Below are 15,326 nucleotides of genomic sequence, written 5' to 3'. Positions count from 1 at the left end.
GAGCCATCCGGCTACATCCAGCCAAGCAGCTTGAGCGACACAATCGCGATACTGATGGTGAAAAAGGATAGTAGTGTCGACAATGCTACGATGGTGGCGGCCAGCTCACTGTTACCCCCCATGACTTTTGCCATGACGAAACTGACCGTCGCCGTTGGACTGGCCAGCATCAGAAACAGTGTTCCGAGATAAAGTCCTTCAATGCCTATCAGATAGGCAATGATAATCTGTGTGACCGGCAACCAGATCAGTTTGTAGAGGCTGGCCTGTATTGCAAGTCTGGAAGATTGACGCAGTTTTCTGGCGTTTACTGAGCCTCCAACGCACAACAGGGCCAAGGGGAGGGTTAGATCCGCAAAATAATGTCCTGTGGTTTTCACGATGCCGGGCAATTGAATCTGTAAGCCAGCAAAAATCAGAGCGGCCACAATGGCCAGTATCAGCGGGTTTTTAATAATGTCTGTGAACAGTTTCTTCCATGGGAGCTTGGCAGACTGATGTTGTGCGACTGTCAGCGCCCAGACCGAGAGCAGATTATAGAGCAGGGTGATGAATCCCAGAAGTACAGAGCCGACAGCTACGCCGGCACTGTCATAAGCCCTCGCGCATAAAGCCAATCCAATAATACCGAGGTTGCCCCGAAACGCCCCTTGGACAAATACGCCGAGCTTTTCTGGTGAGATTTGCTGTGCTTTGGCAACTTTCCAAACGATCAGGAAGCCGACAATAGTGCAGACAATGGCGTAGATCAACTGCTTTCCCTGAACCACTTCGCCGAGGTGGAGGGAGGATACGTTTAAAAAGATCAGTATCGGGAGAGCCACCTTGAAAACGATATTTGACCCTTTTTCAATGAAATGGTCATCGATCAGTTTCAGGCGTCGCATCAAATAACCGAGTGCGACCAAGAAGAATATTGGCAGGACAATATCTGCCGAAAACCAGGCACTTTCCAACAGCAAGTCGATCATAGCATTTCTCGGGAAAGGGTCGGTATCAGGCTCCATAGGAGTGTCCAATAGAACACTGATAGGCCCTTGAGGTTCAGTCTAAACGGCCAGATTGACTGGCTGGATGATTCTATTCACTGATTGATTGCGCCTAAAGGCATCACTTTTCAGCGAGGGATGTTCATCATACCGCCTTTTTAGGCGATGGAGGCGATCTTGTCAGAATGTCTAAGTGGTCGCTCAAATTATCCAAACTGACAATGGGAAGGTACCAGTAGAAGCCCTGAATGTAGTACAGGAAATAAAGGGAAGTGGCGATCAGGTCAGATCAGCCATTCCCATTATGAAAGGATCAGAGCTTGGCCAGATCTCTCTCGATTTCTTCTATCTTGTTGGCTACGACTCGTTCGAGGTGACGCAGATCTTTCAGGATTTTGGATTTCACATCCACATGCTCACCGGATTTATCCGCAATACGGTCGAGCTCTTCCAGAACGTGCACCAGATTGGCTGCAATTTCTGAAGTGTTCTCGTATTTATTGGTGCCGGAATCTACCAGTACACGCTTTTGTTGGCGTGGGAACTTCAGTTTCAGGCTTTTCTGGAAAAGGTCGCCCTTATCCTTTTTGTAGTAGATTTTCAGGATGTCGTTCTCTGCTTCGGTGCGCAGAGAGTATCTGTCAATCCGTTCAGGATCGCTGATGCCGACATGTTTCAGGTTAGAGTACATACACATGCTCCTGTGGAAAAGTGAGGGGTTGTAAATATTCAGTGTAGCTCATGGCTACGCTGTGAAATGAAAAGAATATTACTCTTATGTAGGTGTCGATGGTCTGTATTTCCATAGGTAGATACCCGCATGAGTATCCAAAAAACTGATTTAGTGGCTGAAATTGTGAAATGAGGTTGGAATCAGCCTTTCCTGAGGAGCGCCTTTATAGATGCAATTTGTACAGCATAGAAGCTTGGTCTATATATTAGATAAAGCTGTTTGGCAGAAATGTGATGTACTAAAGGTGTGCTCTTGAACCGGACCAAAATGGTCAAAGACATGATTCGGTTGGGGATGCGCTTTATTCCCAATCATCTGTTAGCCTATCGGCTCTGTTCCTCACAGAGCATTTGGTTTGTTCACCCTCCTACAGGATTTAGATGTGAGGCCGGACTGGCCTTTGGTATTCCCGCTCTATGGCTGAGCCATGAAAGAGAGTGTGATGCCAGGGTGATACTATACCTCCATGGCGGTGGTTATGTGGTCGGTTCCAATCGAACTCATCTGGAACTGGCCTGCCGGATAGGGCGTGCCAGTCAGGCCCAGGTCATGATGTTGGAATATCGTCTGGCACCTGAAAACCCCTATCCCGCAGCCTTGGAAGATGCTGTTCAGGCCTACCGGTATTTGTTGGAAAATGGCGTCAAAGCCAAGAATATTGTCATCGCCGGAGACTCCGCAGGTGGCGGCTTGACTCTGGCGACTGTTATGGCGATCAGAGATATCGGGCTTCCGGTCCCTTCTGGGGCTGTTTGTATTTCTCCCTGGCTGGATTTGAGCTGCAGTTTTTCATCTCTTTCCCACCGCATCCATCGAGACCCATTGATCACCCCGGAACGAATTCGTTTCTTCGCCCGCCATTATGCATCTGGTAGTTCTCTGATTGAACCTGGAGTTTCACCCTATTTTGGTGATTTGCATGACTTGCCGCCGATTCTGATACAGGTTGGGGGGGATGAGATTCTACTCAATGAATGTAAGTATTTTGCGCGGCGTGCCAGACGTGCGGGGGTGTCTGTTCATTTGCATGTCTGGCCACATATGTTCCATGTCTGGCATTTCGCCGCTCGGTTGCTGCCTCAATCCCGTTCAGCGATCAGGGACATTGGGCAGTTTGTCAGGCAGCATGCCCCTGTTCAGCAGCGTAACGCAGCCTGAAATAACGCTCACACTTATTCTGAAATAGTCCTTATAATGTACTGGCTTTCCACTGGCCACACCTTGTTGGCCAGCGCTCGTCCGGGCAAGTAAAAGAACGTCCTTTCGTTATTTGAGTACACTACAGATGACCCTCAGGTCCTTTATTGAAGAGGCTGCCGACCACTTGAGCCGTGTTGGATGGTGGGTGGCAGATGATTGGCTGCCCTCAGAGCTTTCGGCTGCCTTATTGGAAGATGCTCGCCATCGTTTTAATGAAGGGGATTTTCAGCAGGCAAAGATCGGACGAGGGAGTCAGAAGACGCTGGAAACGTCTATTCGTGCAGATGTGACTCACTGGCTGACGGGGCATAACCATGCTCAAGCTCAGTTTATGGGAGTTATTGAAGAACTGCGACAGGGGCTTAATCGAACCTTGTTTCTGGGGTTGCAGCGTTTTGAAGCCCATTACGCCCTGTATCAGCCTGGGGCCTTCTACAAGCGGCACATCGATAATTTTGATGGCTCAAGTCCGCGAATGGTGACGTTTACCTATTACCTGAATACAGGGTGGAGGGCAAATCAGGGAGGAGCGCTTCGCATGTATACCGGGTCGCAGCGGGAAGATGCGGAGGTTGTACCCGTTGTATCCGAACAGCTTGATTGTCAGGATATTCTCCCTGAGGCTGGTCGTCTGGTGTTGTTTATGAGTCAAGTGTTTCCCCATGAAGTGCTACCGACCAATCGGGACCGATGGAGTATCGCAGGCTGGCTGCGAACTGACAGTTCAGATCCATTGATTGCTGTCATTGAAAACTAGAGTGCCTCTGATAAACCGCCCGTGATACTAAATCATTCCCGGGTTAACGAAGTTACGTCAGCTGTCGTGACTCCATTGACGTTCTCTTTGTTTTCTTTGGGAACACTACCAAATTTGAAGAGCTGGGAGGAACCTGCGCCGCAGGAAATGATGGTGCGAATGGCAGACTCTACTTTGATATCCGGTCGCAGCTTGACGCACTCAGCCGCAACATGAAACACAAAGCCCGTGGTAGGGTTTGGGCCGGTGGGAACAAACACCGTGTACCGCCCATCCTCGTGTTTACTGGTGACAATGGCTGTGACAGAGGTGGGAGTATCAATACCAAAAACCTGTACCTCAGCCACCGCTCCGGATTTGAAAGGCGAATTGCTACGGTCGCCAAATAACTGGTTCACAATGTCTTTAACCATCTGGTATCCAGGCGCGAGTCGCTGCAGATGGTGGTCAAACTTGGCATGCAGATAACGTCCGATACCTGTCGCTGTAATACTCCCCACCAGAATGCACGCCAGGATAATGAGTAGAATAACAACCAGATCCCCAAGCATTTCGGGAGCTTGTGTCCATTTGATGAAAAGATCTGTGAACGGCTGTATGAGATCAGTGACGGTCCGGAACAGCCAGCGGAAAAATAGTCCGAGAATGACCAGCGGTAGCAGAATGACAACACCGCCGATAAAGGCATTGCGAATAATCAGTTTTAGTTTGTCCATCAGTTGTCCCAGGTCATCGACCACGACGCTCCAGTTCTAGTTTAGGGCAGTGGTCCATTATGACTGTTAAGCCTGCATTCCTGGCGGTTTTTGCAGCCTCTTCATTAATAACGCCAAGTTGCATCCAGATAGTTCCGGCATCGGTGTGTAATGCATCATTCACTACTTCCGGCACCATTTCGCTACGACGAAATATATCCACCATATCAATACGGTCAGGAATATCCTTCAAGGAGGCATAGACGGTCTCACCCAAAAGTGTTTGGCCGGTCAGTCTTGGATTTACCGGAATGACCCGATACCCCTTGAACTGTAGAAAAGACATTACCCGGTGACTGTCACGATGTGGCTTTTCACTGGCTCCAACGACGGCAATTGTGTGAGTTAGCGCAAGAATGTTGTCGATTTCCTGGTCAATCGTCATAAATCAAAATGGTCTGGAGGTCATTTTCAGAATCTGTCGGATAATAGGTTGGGCGTCATTATGTTGACCCTTGAGTATCTTTGGCAAGCAAAGAGAGTGAACAATTGGTTATTTTCAAAATCCGGCTATCTGGCAGGTATATGAAAATGTAAAAGAGTGTCAACTGTATCCGGTGAATACCTCTTCGGGTGGCAAAATATCTTTATCAGAGGATAGGTATAATTCCTTATCTCTCGAGGTTATTACCAAGCTGAAAAATCCCCTGAACTCAAAGAGTTGTTTAGTACTCTGTAAAAAATACTGACGCCAGGAGGCGAGGTTTGTGTACTTTGTCACACAATGCTGTAAAGGAAAGTTGGCAGTCGTGATGAAATAGGAGAATGATTAGAATCAAGAAGGCAAAATTGAGTGTCGTTGGTTGATGGCCTGCTTATGGAAAAAGCGGGCGAAGGGCGTTAAAACCGCGGTGAATCAGGCTTTGTACTCTAGATCCGGGATCTCCGGCAAAATGAAGACAGCCTGAAAAGCCTTTTCATTTTGCCGTGGCGATTTGTTTAAGTTCCTGACAAATTGCGTCAGCCTCAGCTTGAAGCACCAGACAGCGCAATTTGTTTCCACTGTTCATTGCGCGACTCAGTTGAGACATTTTGTTGCTGTAAAGTCTTTCTAAGCGTTTGTTGTACTGAAGAATTTGGCTACTCATCGCTGCTATCTCCGTCATCATTATTACTACCTTGGTTTCGTCATCCTGCTAATACTATTTATCGGCTGTAGATCAATTTTCCGTAGCATTTCTGTCTTATCTTTAATCAAGCAAAAAACCTGCCCGCATTTCTTCGAACTCTGCGAAAAGTGATCCCTCTTACTTTTAGAACGCGCCCAAAGAGTAAAATTCCCCTCATGAACCAGTTTGTTTTTTAATCAACAAAATAGTCATTTTCTATGAAAAACTCTGCATAATGCGATGATTTGTTTTTAACGGTTAATTAGTAGCTTAGGTTAGTTTTCTGAGAAAGTGGTAGAAGAAAAATGTATAACTTTAGCTTTTCTTATGACGTATAGACGGATACTGCCGGAAGAAGCCTGTAAACGGTCTTTTTTGCTTCCGTTGGCGCTAACCGATAACGCTAAAATAACCATTAAATCTAACCATGAGAACTGAACGACTCCGTTCGGTAACCGGTCCGCCATTTTTTTGCCGCCGTCGGCCGGTAAAACATACCGGCTGACGCATTGAGCGGGCATTGGTATTCTTCTTTGATTCGTTCATACAACAGGTCATTGTGTGGTTTATTCAAGTTTGTCATCCGGAGCTGTCTCACCCGGGCATGTCATCGGTCCTTATATCGTTCCTTTACTGGAGGCGGCGGCCAGGCATGGACTGTCTGTAGAACAGATGAGTCTTAAGCTGGGAAAACCCTCAGATTGGCTGGACCCATTGCCGTATCAGATCAGTGTGACAGATTACTTAAACTTGATGGCCGTGGGAGCTGAGGTCAGTTCCAGTTTTGGTCTGGATATCGGCGCTATGGTCAGGCCCAATACTTTCCCGGTATTGGGGTATGCTGCGATGAGTTGCTCCACTATCGGCCAAGTCTTGGATCAGGTGATTCGGTTTGAAATGATTAATCATGATCTGGGACGCTCTGTGATCGGAGAGGATGGTCACCTGATTTATTATTGCTGGCAGGCCAACCCTTTATTTATGCCGGATGGCAGGCATCCTGTACTGGCCCAATTGGTCGGCAGTGTGTTCAGTGGTCTCTATAATTTTTCCCGATATCTGACGAATAGTCCGGTTCCTCTGATTCGTATGGAGTTTACCTTTCCCGCCCCGGAAGATGTCTCGCCCTACCAGGGTTTACTGGATTGTGAAATTTTGTTTGATCAGCCCCATAACATTTTATGGGTAGATCGTCAGGTGCTCGAATGGCCCGTGAGTAATGCCGATCATGTTGCGTTTACAGCATTGAGCCATCATGCAGAGCTCTTGCTGGAACAGCAGAATAGTTCTCAGGCGCAGTCTGTGCTGGAGCGGTTACATCGTGCCTTGCTTGATATGCTGCGCAGTCAGCAGGTGGGCATTGAACCGGTTGCCAGACGTCTGAACATGAGTGCACGAACATTGCAGCGAAAACTGAAAGAGGAGGGTACTTCTTATCAGATTGAGCTGGACCGAATACGCAAAGAGCTGGCAGAGAGCTATCTTGAGCATAGTCGATTGTCGATCAGTGAAATTGCTTTCCTGCTGGGGTATCAGGAACAGAGCTCATTTACCCATGCATTTCGTGATTGGTTGGGTTTAACGCCAGGTGCTTACCGGCAAAAGGTTTTGGGCAGGACTTAGCAGGCTGTCGAAAACAACCTGCGTTGTATCGGCGGCCTTGCCAACGCTTTGCAACAGCCTGCTAGTCGTCACCTTTCTCCGACACTCTTTTGATGCTGCCGTCTCCGTGCGACCAGTAAATGCAGTTTCTTCCCTGTTTTTTGGCTTCGTATAAGGCTTTATCTGCCATTGCCAGATAATCCTGGGGCTGCGTGGATTTTACGGGTAACAAAGACACGCCGCCTATACTTATAGTAACCCGGATCGGCTGGGTCAGGTTCCAGGTAATGGTGGATTCCACTTCGACCCGAAGAGTCTCAGCCAGTGCGATGGCGTCCTCGGTTTCTACGCCAGGTAGGATGACGGCAAATTCCTCCCCGCCATATCTCGCCACCACATCGCTGGAACGCTGGATGTGATTTTGGAGTGTTTTAGCTGTATTAATCAGACAGCTATCGCCCACAATATGACCAAATTCATCGTTGATCCGTTTGAAATGATCTATATCGATCATCAGTAACGCCAGTGGATACTCCAGGCGATTTGCTCTTCGGATTTCTGAACTGAGAAGTTGATCGAAGAAACGTCGGTTTTTAACTCCGGTTAATCCATCCAGTGTGGTGAGCTCGGTCAGGTAGTTGGCCTGGTGACTCAACTTGAGGTTGCTGATGACAGCCTTTTCGTATTCCTTTCGGGGCAGGCTGCTTACCCATGTCATTCCTCCGGCAAAAACCAGCAGGAGCAGTCCAAGAGGGGCGGGCATCAGGGAATAGCCACTCAATGAAACGATGATGGCCGGCCCCAGTAGAGAAAACATCAGCCAGTAGACCAGCCGTGTTTTGATGGATAGGGAATTAGCTCCGCCTGCTGCCAGAGCGAGGGTGCCGGTAAATATGAGTGAGTAATGTTCTGACAGCGGTGTCGGTAATAACGCCAGGACCAGGAACAGCCCCCAACTGGCTGCATTGATAATGATCGCGTGAGTCAGTAACCACAAGGAAACGGGTTGACCTGACTGAAGTTTGGCGGCGAATCTACGTGTACTGTATAGGCGGTAAAGTGAGGAGAGGATGATGAACGTGCCGATCCCTATCAGCCAGGCTGCTTTCGCGTTACTGGGTTGATAGCTGAGTATGGCCAGTGTGACCATCAGCCAGACAACAGGATAAAAAATGATTCCGGGTTTCTGACGGATAGCCAGATCCCGATCCCGTTGGTGTTCGAGAGCAGAATGGAATTCGTTCTCCTGCTCTGTCCGGTTGCCATGAGACCAACCGGTCGACCCTTTGTTCATAACGAGAACCACGAATCAATATAAATGGTTGTCCAATCACTATAGCTCGGCCTTTTTGGTTTGAAGCAAGGCAGAGCTCTGGGAATCACTATTACATAGATAGTGTGTGACCAAAATCCTCAAGTAAAGAAAGCTAATGCGTTTACAGTCACACACTGCCACGGAACATGTTTATGCCACTGTAAGTTTATACCGACCTGGGAGGATAACAGTAACTTTGAGCTCCTGAATCGATACCTTAGAAAAACCCCCTGCGTGGTGTTGCTGAATCGGTAAATGATGACTACATTTTGATCAATGGGCGATAACTTTAGGAGTAGCGACCTCGCTGGGCCTGGAACTGCTGCCCGCCCATCCCGGCATTTTCAGGGAAGACTAACAGGAGAGGTTGGCGTAGGGGGAACAAGCCATGTCTAAATCCATCATTATCTGTTGTGATGGTACCTGGAACCGTCCAGAGTCTGACCAGGATCCATCTGCACTGCCTTCAAATGTCCTGAAACTTGTTCGAAGTATTGTTCCGCGGGCCAATGGCGTTGAGCAGGTGGTGTATTACGATTCGGGAGTCGGCACCGGCGGCTTCTGGGATAAGTGGATAGGGGGAGCCCTGGGAGCTGGCGTCTCAGATAACATCATGGAGGCCTATCGGTTCCTGGTAAATAACTGGTCCGAAGGTGACCGGATCTATCTGTTTGGATTCAGTCGCGGAGCCTATACTGTCAGGTCGCTGGCGGGTCTCGTGAATCTGTTTGGACTCTTGCACAAGCGTGATCTCAAATTCTTTCCCTGTATCTATCGTTACTACCGTACTGATCCGGCTCGTCGCATCAATATGGATTACGAGTATCTGGCGCGTAATCTTCAGGATAGTGTCATAGAGGGAGGGAGAAAGGTTGCCATCAGCTTCATGGGCGTCTGGGATACCGTTGGTGCTCTGGGGATTCCTGTTTCCGGGCTTAGAGAGCTATCAAAAAAATGGGTTGGATTTCATGACACTCAGTTGTCTGACACCGTGGAGTTTGCTGTCCAGGCGTTAGCGATAGATGAGTTGCGCAAACCTTTTGCACCTGACCTCTGGACTCAGCATCCGGGAAGTTCGGAGAAACGTTGCGAATATGATAACCGGCGTATATTACAGGTGTGGATGCCCGGGGCTCACAGTGATGTTGGCGGTGGATTTCCTGAGGCCGAACTTTCGGATCTGGCGTTGAATTTCATGTTTGATCAGGCAACCTCTCACGGTTTGATGATTGACCGGGATTCAGTGATCAGTTCAAGCGCGGACCAGCAGGCATTGGGGGAGGTGCATAATCTCCAGAAAGGCTTCTACGAGCTGTTAGGAGATTATCCCAGGCCAATCGGCACAAAGCAGGCAGAGGCGGTTGGATTGCAACTGGGAATTAATGAGAAGCTGCATTGGTCCATCGGTATTCGTCGCGAACAGAATGTGACAAGCCTTAACAAGGGGAATCTATACGCCGCATTAAATGATAAGGTTCCCGTATACCATAACCGGCAACACCACCGGATGGCAGTTGATCAGTCTGCAGAAATGGCCTTTATCAAGGGGCATGACACAAATGGTGAGTACTGTCAGATCCTGGATTATTCCGCCGGTGGGGCCAGGGTCGCGGTTCCGTTGCCGCAGCATAGTGGTAACCCGCTGCAGATCAAGCATGATTATTGGGGAGAGCGGCAGGCTCGGGTTATGTGGGTGAGAGGACGGGAAACCGGTCTGGCATTCGCGGCTTAGTCGTCTTGCTCGGGAACCTCTGAAAAGGTTGGCATCGCCGTATTGGCAACCCGTAGTATTTCAGAGAATCCCTGGATATGAGCCTGACGGGATATCATATAATCATAATCTGCCGGTTGGTCCAGATCAGGGCCTTTTTGTGGAAATATCCCTACCCCCGATATAGCTCTGGAGTCTCATGCGCAGAAGAAACGATTATGATGAGCGCGAACCTGTCGCCATCAGTTGGGCGACGCTCAAATCACTGATTCCCTATCTGCTTGAATACAAGCCCCGGATCGTACTCGCACTCAGTTGCCTTATCGCCGCCAAACTGGCCAGTGTGGGATTACCTTTCCTGCTCAAGTACATTGTGGATGATCTGGATGGTATAAGAGAGTCTGAGGTCATGACTCTCTTGGCCATGCCGCTGGGGCTATTATTGGCCTATGGTGCTGTCCGCTTTGCCAACGTCCTGTTTGGTGAAATTCGCGATACCATTTTTGGCCGGGTAACAGAGCGTGCTATGCGGCGCATCGGTCTTAAGGTCTTCGAACACCTGCATTCCCTGGATCTTGAGTTTCATCTGAACCGCAGCACCGGCGGGTTGTCCCGGGATATCGAACGTGGCGTCTCGGGTGTCAGTTTTCTCATGCGTTTCATGGTATTCAATATCGGACCCACATTGCTGGAAATTGGTCTCGTTGTGGGATTGTTATTGATTAACTATGAGGTCTGGTTTGCCATCATTACCTCTGTTGCAGTCGGGATATATGTGGCCTTTTCGGTGGTGGCAACAGAATGGCGTACAGGCTTTGTCCGGGAAGCCAATAAAGCGGATTCTGAGAGTAATTCTCGTGCTGTGGATAGCCTTCTGAACTATGAAACAGTGAAGTACTTCGGCAATGAGCAATATGAAGCCAGCCAGTATGATCATGACCTGGAGCAGTGGGAGCAGGCCAGGAGGAAAAACCGATTGTCCCTGTTTGCCCTGAACGGTGGCCAGTCACTGATCGTTGCCATGGCCATGACATCCATGATGGTTCTGGCGGCCTACAACGTCACCCGCGGCACCATGACGATTGGTGATTTTGTGCTGGTGAATGCGTTCATGATGCAGTTATTCATGCCGCTGAATTTCCTTGGTTTTGTATACCGGGAAATGAAAGGCTCTCTGGCCAATATCGAACGCATGTTTCGACTGCTGAATCAGGTTCCCGCGGTGATGGATAAAGAGGATGCTCCATCATTGCAAGTGAGTCGGGGGGAGGTCCGGTTTGCGCATGTGGATTTCAGCTACCAAAGCGAGCGCTCCATTCTTCGCGATGTCACTTTCAGTATCGCGCCAGGACAAAAACTGGCGGTTGTCGGAAGTAGCGGGGCCGGTAAATCGACTCTGGTGAAGCTGTTATATCGCTTCTACGACGTGAGCAACGGCAGCATTACCATTGATGGTCAGGATATCCGTGAGGTTACCCAGCAATCGTTACGTAAAGCGATTGGCATTGTTCCTCAGGACACTGTTCTGTTTAACACCACAATCTTTGAGAATATTCGCTACGGACGGATTGAGGCAACGTCAGAGGAAGTATTTCAGGCCATCCGAATGGCTCACCTGGATAACTTTATTGATCAACTTCCCAAGGGCGTGGAAACCGTCGTGGGAGAAAGAGGCTTGAAGCTAAGCGGTGGAGAGAAGCAGCGGGTTGCGATCGCCAGGGCAATCCTTAAGAAACCGCCGATTATGGTATTTGACGAGGCTACCTCCTCTTTGGACAGCAAATCAGAGCAGGTAATACTCAAAGCGTTGAAGGAAGTGGCCGAAGGGCACACCAGCCTGGTGATTGCCCATCGGTTATCAACTATCGTAGATGCCGATCAGATCGTGGTGATGCAGGACGGCAGCATTGTCGAGGTCGGAAATCACCAGGAGCTGCTGGCACGAGAGGGTACCTATGCCCAGCTCTGGCGAGTTCAGCAAAGTCAGAAATCTCAGGATATGGCATCAAACCGTCAGGAACTGGACGAATCTATAAAGTAGTGTGCAATAATTGATCAGATTTGCGTGCATCCTGCCGATATTTGGTTATAATGGCGCCCGAATTTTTGCTCTGGTTTTACGTTCCAGCGCGCAATGAGAAGGTAGTTATATGTCACAGTATGTTGTCTGTGCGCTCTACAAGTTCGTCTCCTTAGAGGACTTTGAAGCGCTTCGCCAGCCTTTGCTGGCTGTCATGGAAAAGAACGGTGTAAGAGGCACACTGCTTCTTGCCAAAGAAGGCATCAACGGCACCGTTGCCGGTACCCGCGAAGGGATTGATGCACTGCTGGATTATCTCAAGTCTGATCCACGCCTGTCGGACCTCAGCTATAAAGAATCCTTTGACGATAAAATTCCGTTTTACCGCACCAAGGTCAAGCTCAAGAAAGAGATAGTGACCATGGGGGTAGAGGGCATTGATCCACGTAAAGTGGTGGGCACCTATGTGAAGCCCAAAGAATGGAACAAGCTGATCAATGATCCGGAAGTTTTGCTGATCGACACCCGTAACGACTACGAAGTACAGATCGGTAAATTTAAAAACGCCATCAATCCGGTGACCGAAACGTTTCGAGAATTCCCGGATTATGTGAAGGAAAACCTGGACCCATCCAAGCACAAGAAAGTCGCCATGTACTGTACCGGCGGTATTCGTTGTGAAAAATCCACCGCTTATCTGAAAGAGCTGGGATTTGAAGATGTTTATCATCTGGAAGGCGGTATTCTGAAATATCTGGAAGAAGTGCCGGAAGAGGAGTCCACCTGGGAAGGCGAGTGTTTCGTTTTTGATAACCGTGTTGCGGTGAACCATCAGCTCGAAAAAGGTCAGTATGACCAGTGCCACGCCTGCCGTATGCCGATCAGTGAAGAGGATATGGCCAGTGACCAATATCAGCCGGGTGTCAGTTGTCCTCACTGTTTCGATAAGGTGACGGAAGAGCAGCGTCAGCGCTTCATCGCTCGTGAGCGACAGGTACAACTGGCTAAAGAGCGTGGCGAAGACCATATCGGCTCCGGTGCCAAGGAAGCGATCCTGAAGCGCCAGGAGATAAAAAAGCGGATGCGTAAAAGCTATCACCAGAAAAGCGAGAACGGACAACAACAGGCTGAGTCCGAAGCCTGACACAGAATAAACGGAGCCTTGAGCTCCGTTTTTTATAGGAGCGACTCAATGCGCAAGCCCAGTATCAAAAGCCATTGTCTGGTGATGCTTCAACTTGCGGGTGTTGCTCTGAGCTGCTGGCCGGTTGGTTGGATCAACCGGGGCAGTGCTTGGTGGTTGATCATCGCTGGGTGTGGGATCGCTTTCGGATTAACGACCCTGGCATACAATAAAATCGGCAACTTCAGTATTTACCCTGAACCCAAAACCCAGGTAAAACTGATCACCAACGGTCCTTATCATCTGGTTCGTCACCCCATGTACACCAGCCTCATGGTGATGATGGTGAGCATCGCCGGCTATAACTGGCATTGGGTCAATGTCCTGGGCGTTGTTTGCGTGCTGCTCGCCGTGACAGGAAAAGCGTTGATGGAAGAACGGTTTATGACAGAGCTGTTTCCTGAATATCGTGACTATGCGGCTGAAACGCCGCGGTTTATACCTTTTGTTAAACATAAGCTGTTTTAATCAATTTAAATGAATGAGTGAATCCCGTGCCCCTATCTTTTTCCACACTTCCCCTGTCCAAAGCCACATTAAGTAATCTTGAGTCGTTGAGCTATCACGAGATGACCCCGATACAGGCAGAGTCGCTGCCGCTGATACTGAAAGGTCAGGACCTGATCGCCAAGGCCAAGACCGGAAGCGGGAAGACCGCTGCCTTTGGGATCGGGTTGCTGCATCATCTGAAGGTTGAGCAATTCCGGATTCAGTCGCTGGTGCTTTGTCCCACGAGAGAGCTGGCAGATCAGGTGGCGAAGGAATTGCGTCGACTGGCGCGTGCAACCCATAACGTGAAAATACTGACATTGTGCGGGGGGATGCCGTTCGGGCCCCAGATCGGTTCTCTTGAGCATGGGGCGCATATTATTGTGGGGACGCCGGGCAGAATTCAGGAGCACCTTCGTAAAGGCACGCTGGTATTGCAAGACTTGTCCATGCTGGTTCTGGATGAGGCGGATCGAATGCTTGATATGGGCTTTGCTGATTCGATTCAGAGCATTATCAGCCAATGCCCCAGTAACCGTCAGACATTATTATTCTCGGCCACCTACCCAGATCAAATAGCCAAAATGGCTTCTGAGTATCTGAACTCCCCGGCGGAAGTCACTGTTGAAAGCCTGCATGACCAAACAAGAATAGCGCAGCACTTTTATGAACTTGAGCACACCAACGAGAAGTACCTGCTGATTGAGAGGTTGCTGGCTCATCATCAACCTGAATCCACGGTGATTTTCTGTCATACCAAAAAGGACTGTCAGGACCTGGCAGATCAACTTACCGAAGATGGATACAGTGCTCTTGCCCTGCACGGAGATCTTGAGCAACGTGACAGAGATCAGGTACTGGTTCGTTTCTCCAATCGAAGCTGTTCGATTCTGGTGGCGACAGATGTGGCGGCCCGTGGCCTGGACATCAAAGCCCTGGATGTTGTGATTAACTTTGAACTGCCCCGAGATCCAGAAGTTTATGTTCATCGAATTGGTCGTACAGGTCGTGCGGGCCACGAAGGTGTGGCGTTAAGTCTTGTAACGCCGGCGGAAGGTCATCGGGTGAACCGGATTGAAGCTTTGTTGGGCAATACTGTTCAATGGTGTGATGCAGCGAAACTCAATGATCAACAAACGGCCTTTACGAAGCCTCCCATGGCAACCCTCTGTATTGATGGGGGGAAGAAAAACAAAATTCGCCCCGGGGATATTCTGGGGGCACTTACTGGCGATGCAGGGTTTAAAGCCGAGCAGATTGGTAAGATCGATATTTTTCCGTTCCATTCATATGTGGCTGTAAATAACGATATCGGAAAGGCCGCTTTGAAGCGACTGATGAACGGAAAGCTCAAGGGACGGAAGGTGAAGGTTCGGTTGCTTAAATAAGCTGCCGAGCCCGCCACTGACATAAATCGCTACAATTTATCCATTCACAAACGAGACGGCTCTTCACTATAATGC

The 15,326-nt window shown here is 49.1% G+C and carries 14 protein-coding genes; 8 read left to right on the top strand and 6 right to left on the bottom strand.

Annotated elements, in window-relative coordinates; genetic code table 11:
* Positions 1-11: 11 nt before the first annotated feature.
* Positions 12-1,007 (bottom strand): AEC family transporter, encoded by a 996-nt coding sequence (locus tag F566_RS0112290; protein WP_245555236.1) that lies wholly within the window; start codon positions 1,005-1,007, stop codon positions 12-14.
* Between the two features lie 295 nt (positions 1,008-1,302).
* A complete protein-coding gene (locus F566_RS0112285) occupies positions 1,303-1,680 on the bottom strand; it encodes a DUF3461 family protein (protein ID WP_020407285.1) in 378 nt (125 codons plus the stop codon).
* Positions 1,681-1,974: 294 nt separating this feature from the next.
* On the opposite strand from F566_RS0112285, the gene F566_RS0112280 reads away from it, so the two are divergent.
* Positions 1,975-2,880, top strand: a complete 906-nt coding sequence (locus tag F566_RS0112280) for an alpha/beta hydrolase (protein WP_020407284.1) — start codon at positions 1,975-1,977, stop codon at positions 2,878-2,880.
* A gap of 127 nt (positions 2,881-3,007) precedes the next feature.
* The gene (locus tag F566_RS0112275) at positions 3,008-3,679 is read left to right on the top strand and encodes a 2OG-Fe(II) oxygenase (protein WP_020407283.1); all 672 of its coding nucleotides are present in this window, start codon (positions 3,008-3,010) and stop codon (positions 3,677-3,679) included.
* 32 nt (positions 3,680-3,711) lie between these two features.
* Here F566_RS0112275 and F566_RS0112270 read toward each other — a convergent pair whose 3' ends face one another.
* From F566_RS0112270 to F566_RS0112260, 3 genes are all read right to left on the bottom strand, one after another.
* Entirely contained in the window at positions 3,712-4,395 is a 684-nt protein-coding gene (locus tag F566_RS0112270; RefSeq protein WP_033416189.1) for a DUF502 domain-containing protein, read from the bottom strand.
* A gap of 13 nt (positions 4,396-4,408) precedes the next feature.
* A complete protein-coding gene (locus F566_RS0112265; RefSeq protein ID WP_020407281.1) occupies positions 4,409-4,819 on the bottom strand; it encodes a CoA-binding protein in 411 nt (136 codons plus the stop codon).
* Positions 4,820-5,351: 532 nt separating this feature from the next.
* Positions 5,352-5,543 carry a hypothetical protein gene (locus F566_RS0112260; RefSeq protein ID WP_020407280.1) on the bottom strand — a complete coding sequence of 64 codons (192 nt, stop codon included), beginning with the start codon at positions 5,541-5,543 and terminating at the stop codon, positions 5,352-5,354.
* A gap of 561 nt (positions 5,544-6,104) precedes the next feature.
* On the opposite strand from F566_RS0112260, the gene F566_RS0112255 reads away from it, so the two are divergent.
* Complete coding sequence (locus F566_RS0112255) at positions 6,105-7,166, top strand: helix-turn-helix domain-containing protein (protein WP_020407278.1); 1,062 nt, start codon at positions 6,105-6,107, stop codon at positions 7,164-7,166.
* Positions 7,167-7,227: 61 nt separating this feature from the next.
* Here the strand turns inward: F566_RS0112255 and F566_RS35415 are convergent, their stop codons facing one another.
* Positions 7,228-8,439 carry a GGDEF domain-containing protein gene (locus F566_RS35415; protein ID WP_020407277.1) on the bottom strand — a complete coding sequence of 404 codons (1,212 nt, stop codon included), beginning with the start codon at positions 8,437-8,439 and terminating at the stop codon, positions 7,228-7,230.
* Positions 8,440-8,848: 409 nt separating this feature from the next.
* On the opposite strand from F566_RS35415, the gene F566_RS0112245 reads away from it, so the two are divergent.
* From F566_RS0112245 to dbpA, 5 genes are all read left to right on the top strand, one after another.
* Positions 8,849-10,192: a phospholipase effector Tle1 domain-containing protein gene (locus F566_RS0112245; protein WP_020407276.1), complete on the top strand. Its 1,344-nt coding sequence runs from the start codon at positions 8,849-8,851 to the stop codon at positions 10,190-10,192.
* Between the two features lie 178 nt (positions 10,193-10,370).
* Positions 10,371-12,212: an ABCB family ABC transporter ATP-binding protein/permease gene (locus F566_RS0112240; RefSeq protein WP_020407275.1), complete on the top strand. Its 1,842-nt coding sequence runs from the start codon at positions 10,371-10,373 to the stop codon at positions 12,210-12,212.
* Positions 12,213-12,321: 109 nt separating this feature from the next.
* Positions 12,322-13,335: an oxygen-dependent tRNA uridine(34) hydroxylase TrhO gene (gene trhO / locus F566_RS0112235; RefSeq protein WP_020407274.1), complete on the top strand. Its 1,014-nt coding sequence runs from the start codon at positions 12,322-12,324 to the stop codon at positions 13,333-13,335.
* 48 nt (positions 13,336-13,383) lie between these two features.
* Positions 13,384-13,842, top strand: a complete 459-nt coding sequence (locus F566_RS0112230) for a methyltransferase family protein (protein WP_020407273.1) — start codon at positions 13,384-13,386, stop codon at positions 13,840-13,842.
* 26 nt (positions 13,843-13,868) lie between these two features.
* Entirely contained in the window at positions 13,869-15,251 is a 1,383-nt protein-coding gene (dbpA, locus tag F566_RS0112225; RefSeq protein WP_020407272.1) for an ATP-dependent RNA helicase DbpA, read from the top strand.
* Positions 15,252-15,326: the final 75 nt, after the last annotated feature.

The sequence above is a fragment of the Hahella ganghwensis DSM 17046 genome (assembly GCF_000376785.1).
Taxonomy (GTDB): Bacteria; Pseudomonadota; Gammaproteobacteria; order Pseudomonadales; family Oleiphilaceae; genus Hahella; species Hahella ganghwensis.
Note: the sequence above shows the minus strand (reverse complement) of the source record. Positions and strands in the feature narration are given on the sequence as shown.

What these genes read in the sequence shown, in the direction of transcription:
- F566_RS0112290 (WP_245555236.1), bottom strand. Translation starts at nt 1,007, where the DNA reads ATGGAGCCTGATACCGACCCTTTCCCGAGAAATGCTATGATCGACTTG.
- F566_RS0112285 (WP_020407285.1), bottom strand. Translation starts at nt 1,680, where the DNA reads ATGTACTCTAACCTGAAACATGTCGGCATCAGCGATCCTGAACGGATT.
- F566_RS0112275 (WP_020407283.1), top strand. Translation starts at nt 3,008, where the DNA reads ATGACCCTCAGGTCCTTTATTGAAGAGGCTGCCGACCACTTGAGCCGT.
- F566_RS0112270 (WP_033416189.1), bottom strand. Translation starts at nt 4,395, where the DNA reads ATGGACAAACTAAAACTGATTATTCGCAATGCCTTTATCGGCGGTGTT.
- F566_RS0112265 (WP_020407281.1), bottom strand. Translation starts at nt 4,819, where the DNA reads ATGACGATTGACCAGGAAATCGACAACATTCTTGCGCTAACTCACACA.
- F566_RS0112260 (WP_020407280.1), bottom strand. Translation starts at nt 5,543, where the DNA reads ATGATGACGGAGATAGCAGCGATGAGTAGCCAAATTCTTCAGTACAAC.
- F566_RS35415 (WP_020407277.1), bottom strand. Translation starts at nt 8,439, where the DNA reads ATGAACAAAGGGTCGACCGGTTGGTCTCATGGCAACCGGACAGAGCAG.
- F566_RS0112245 (WP_020407276.1), top strand. Translation starts at nt 8,849, where the DNA reads ATGTCTAAATCCATCATTATCTGTTGTGATGGTACCTGGAACCGTCCA.
- F566_RS0112240 (WP_020407275.1), top strand. Translation starts at nt 10,371, where the DNA reads ATGCGCAGAAGAAACGATTATGATGAGCGCGAACCTGTCGCCATCAGT.
- trhO (WP_020407274.1), top strand. Translation starts at nt 12,322, where the DNA reads ATGTCACAGTATGTTGTCTGTGCGCTCTACAAGTTCGTCTCCTTAGAG.
- F566_RS0112230 (WP_020407273.1), top strand. Translation starts at nt 13,384, where the DNA reads ATGCGCAAGCCCAGTATCAAAAGCCATTGTCTGGTGATGCTTCAACTT.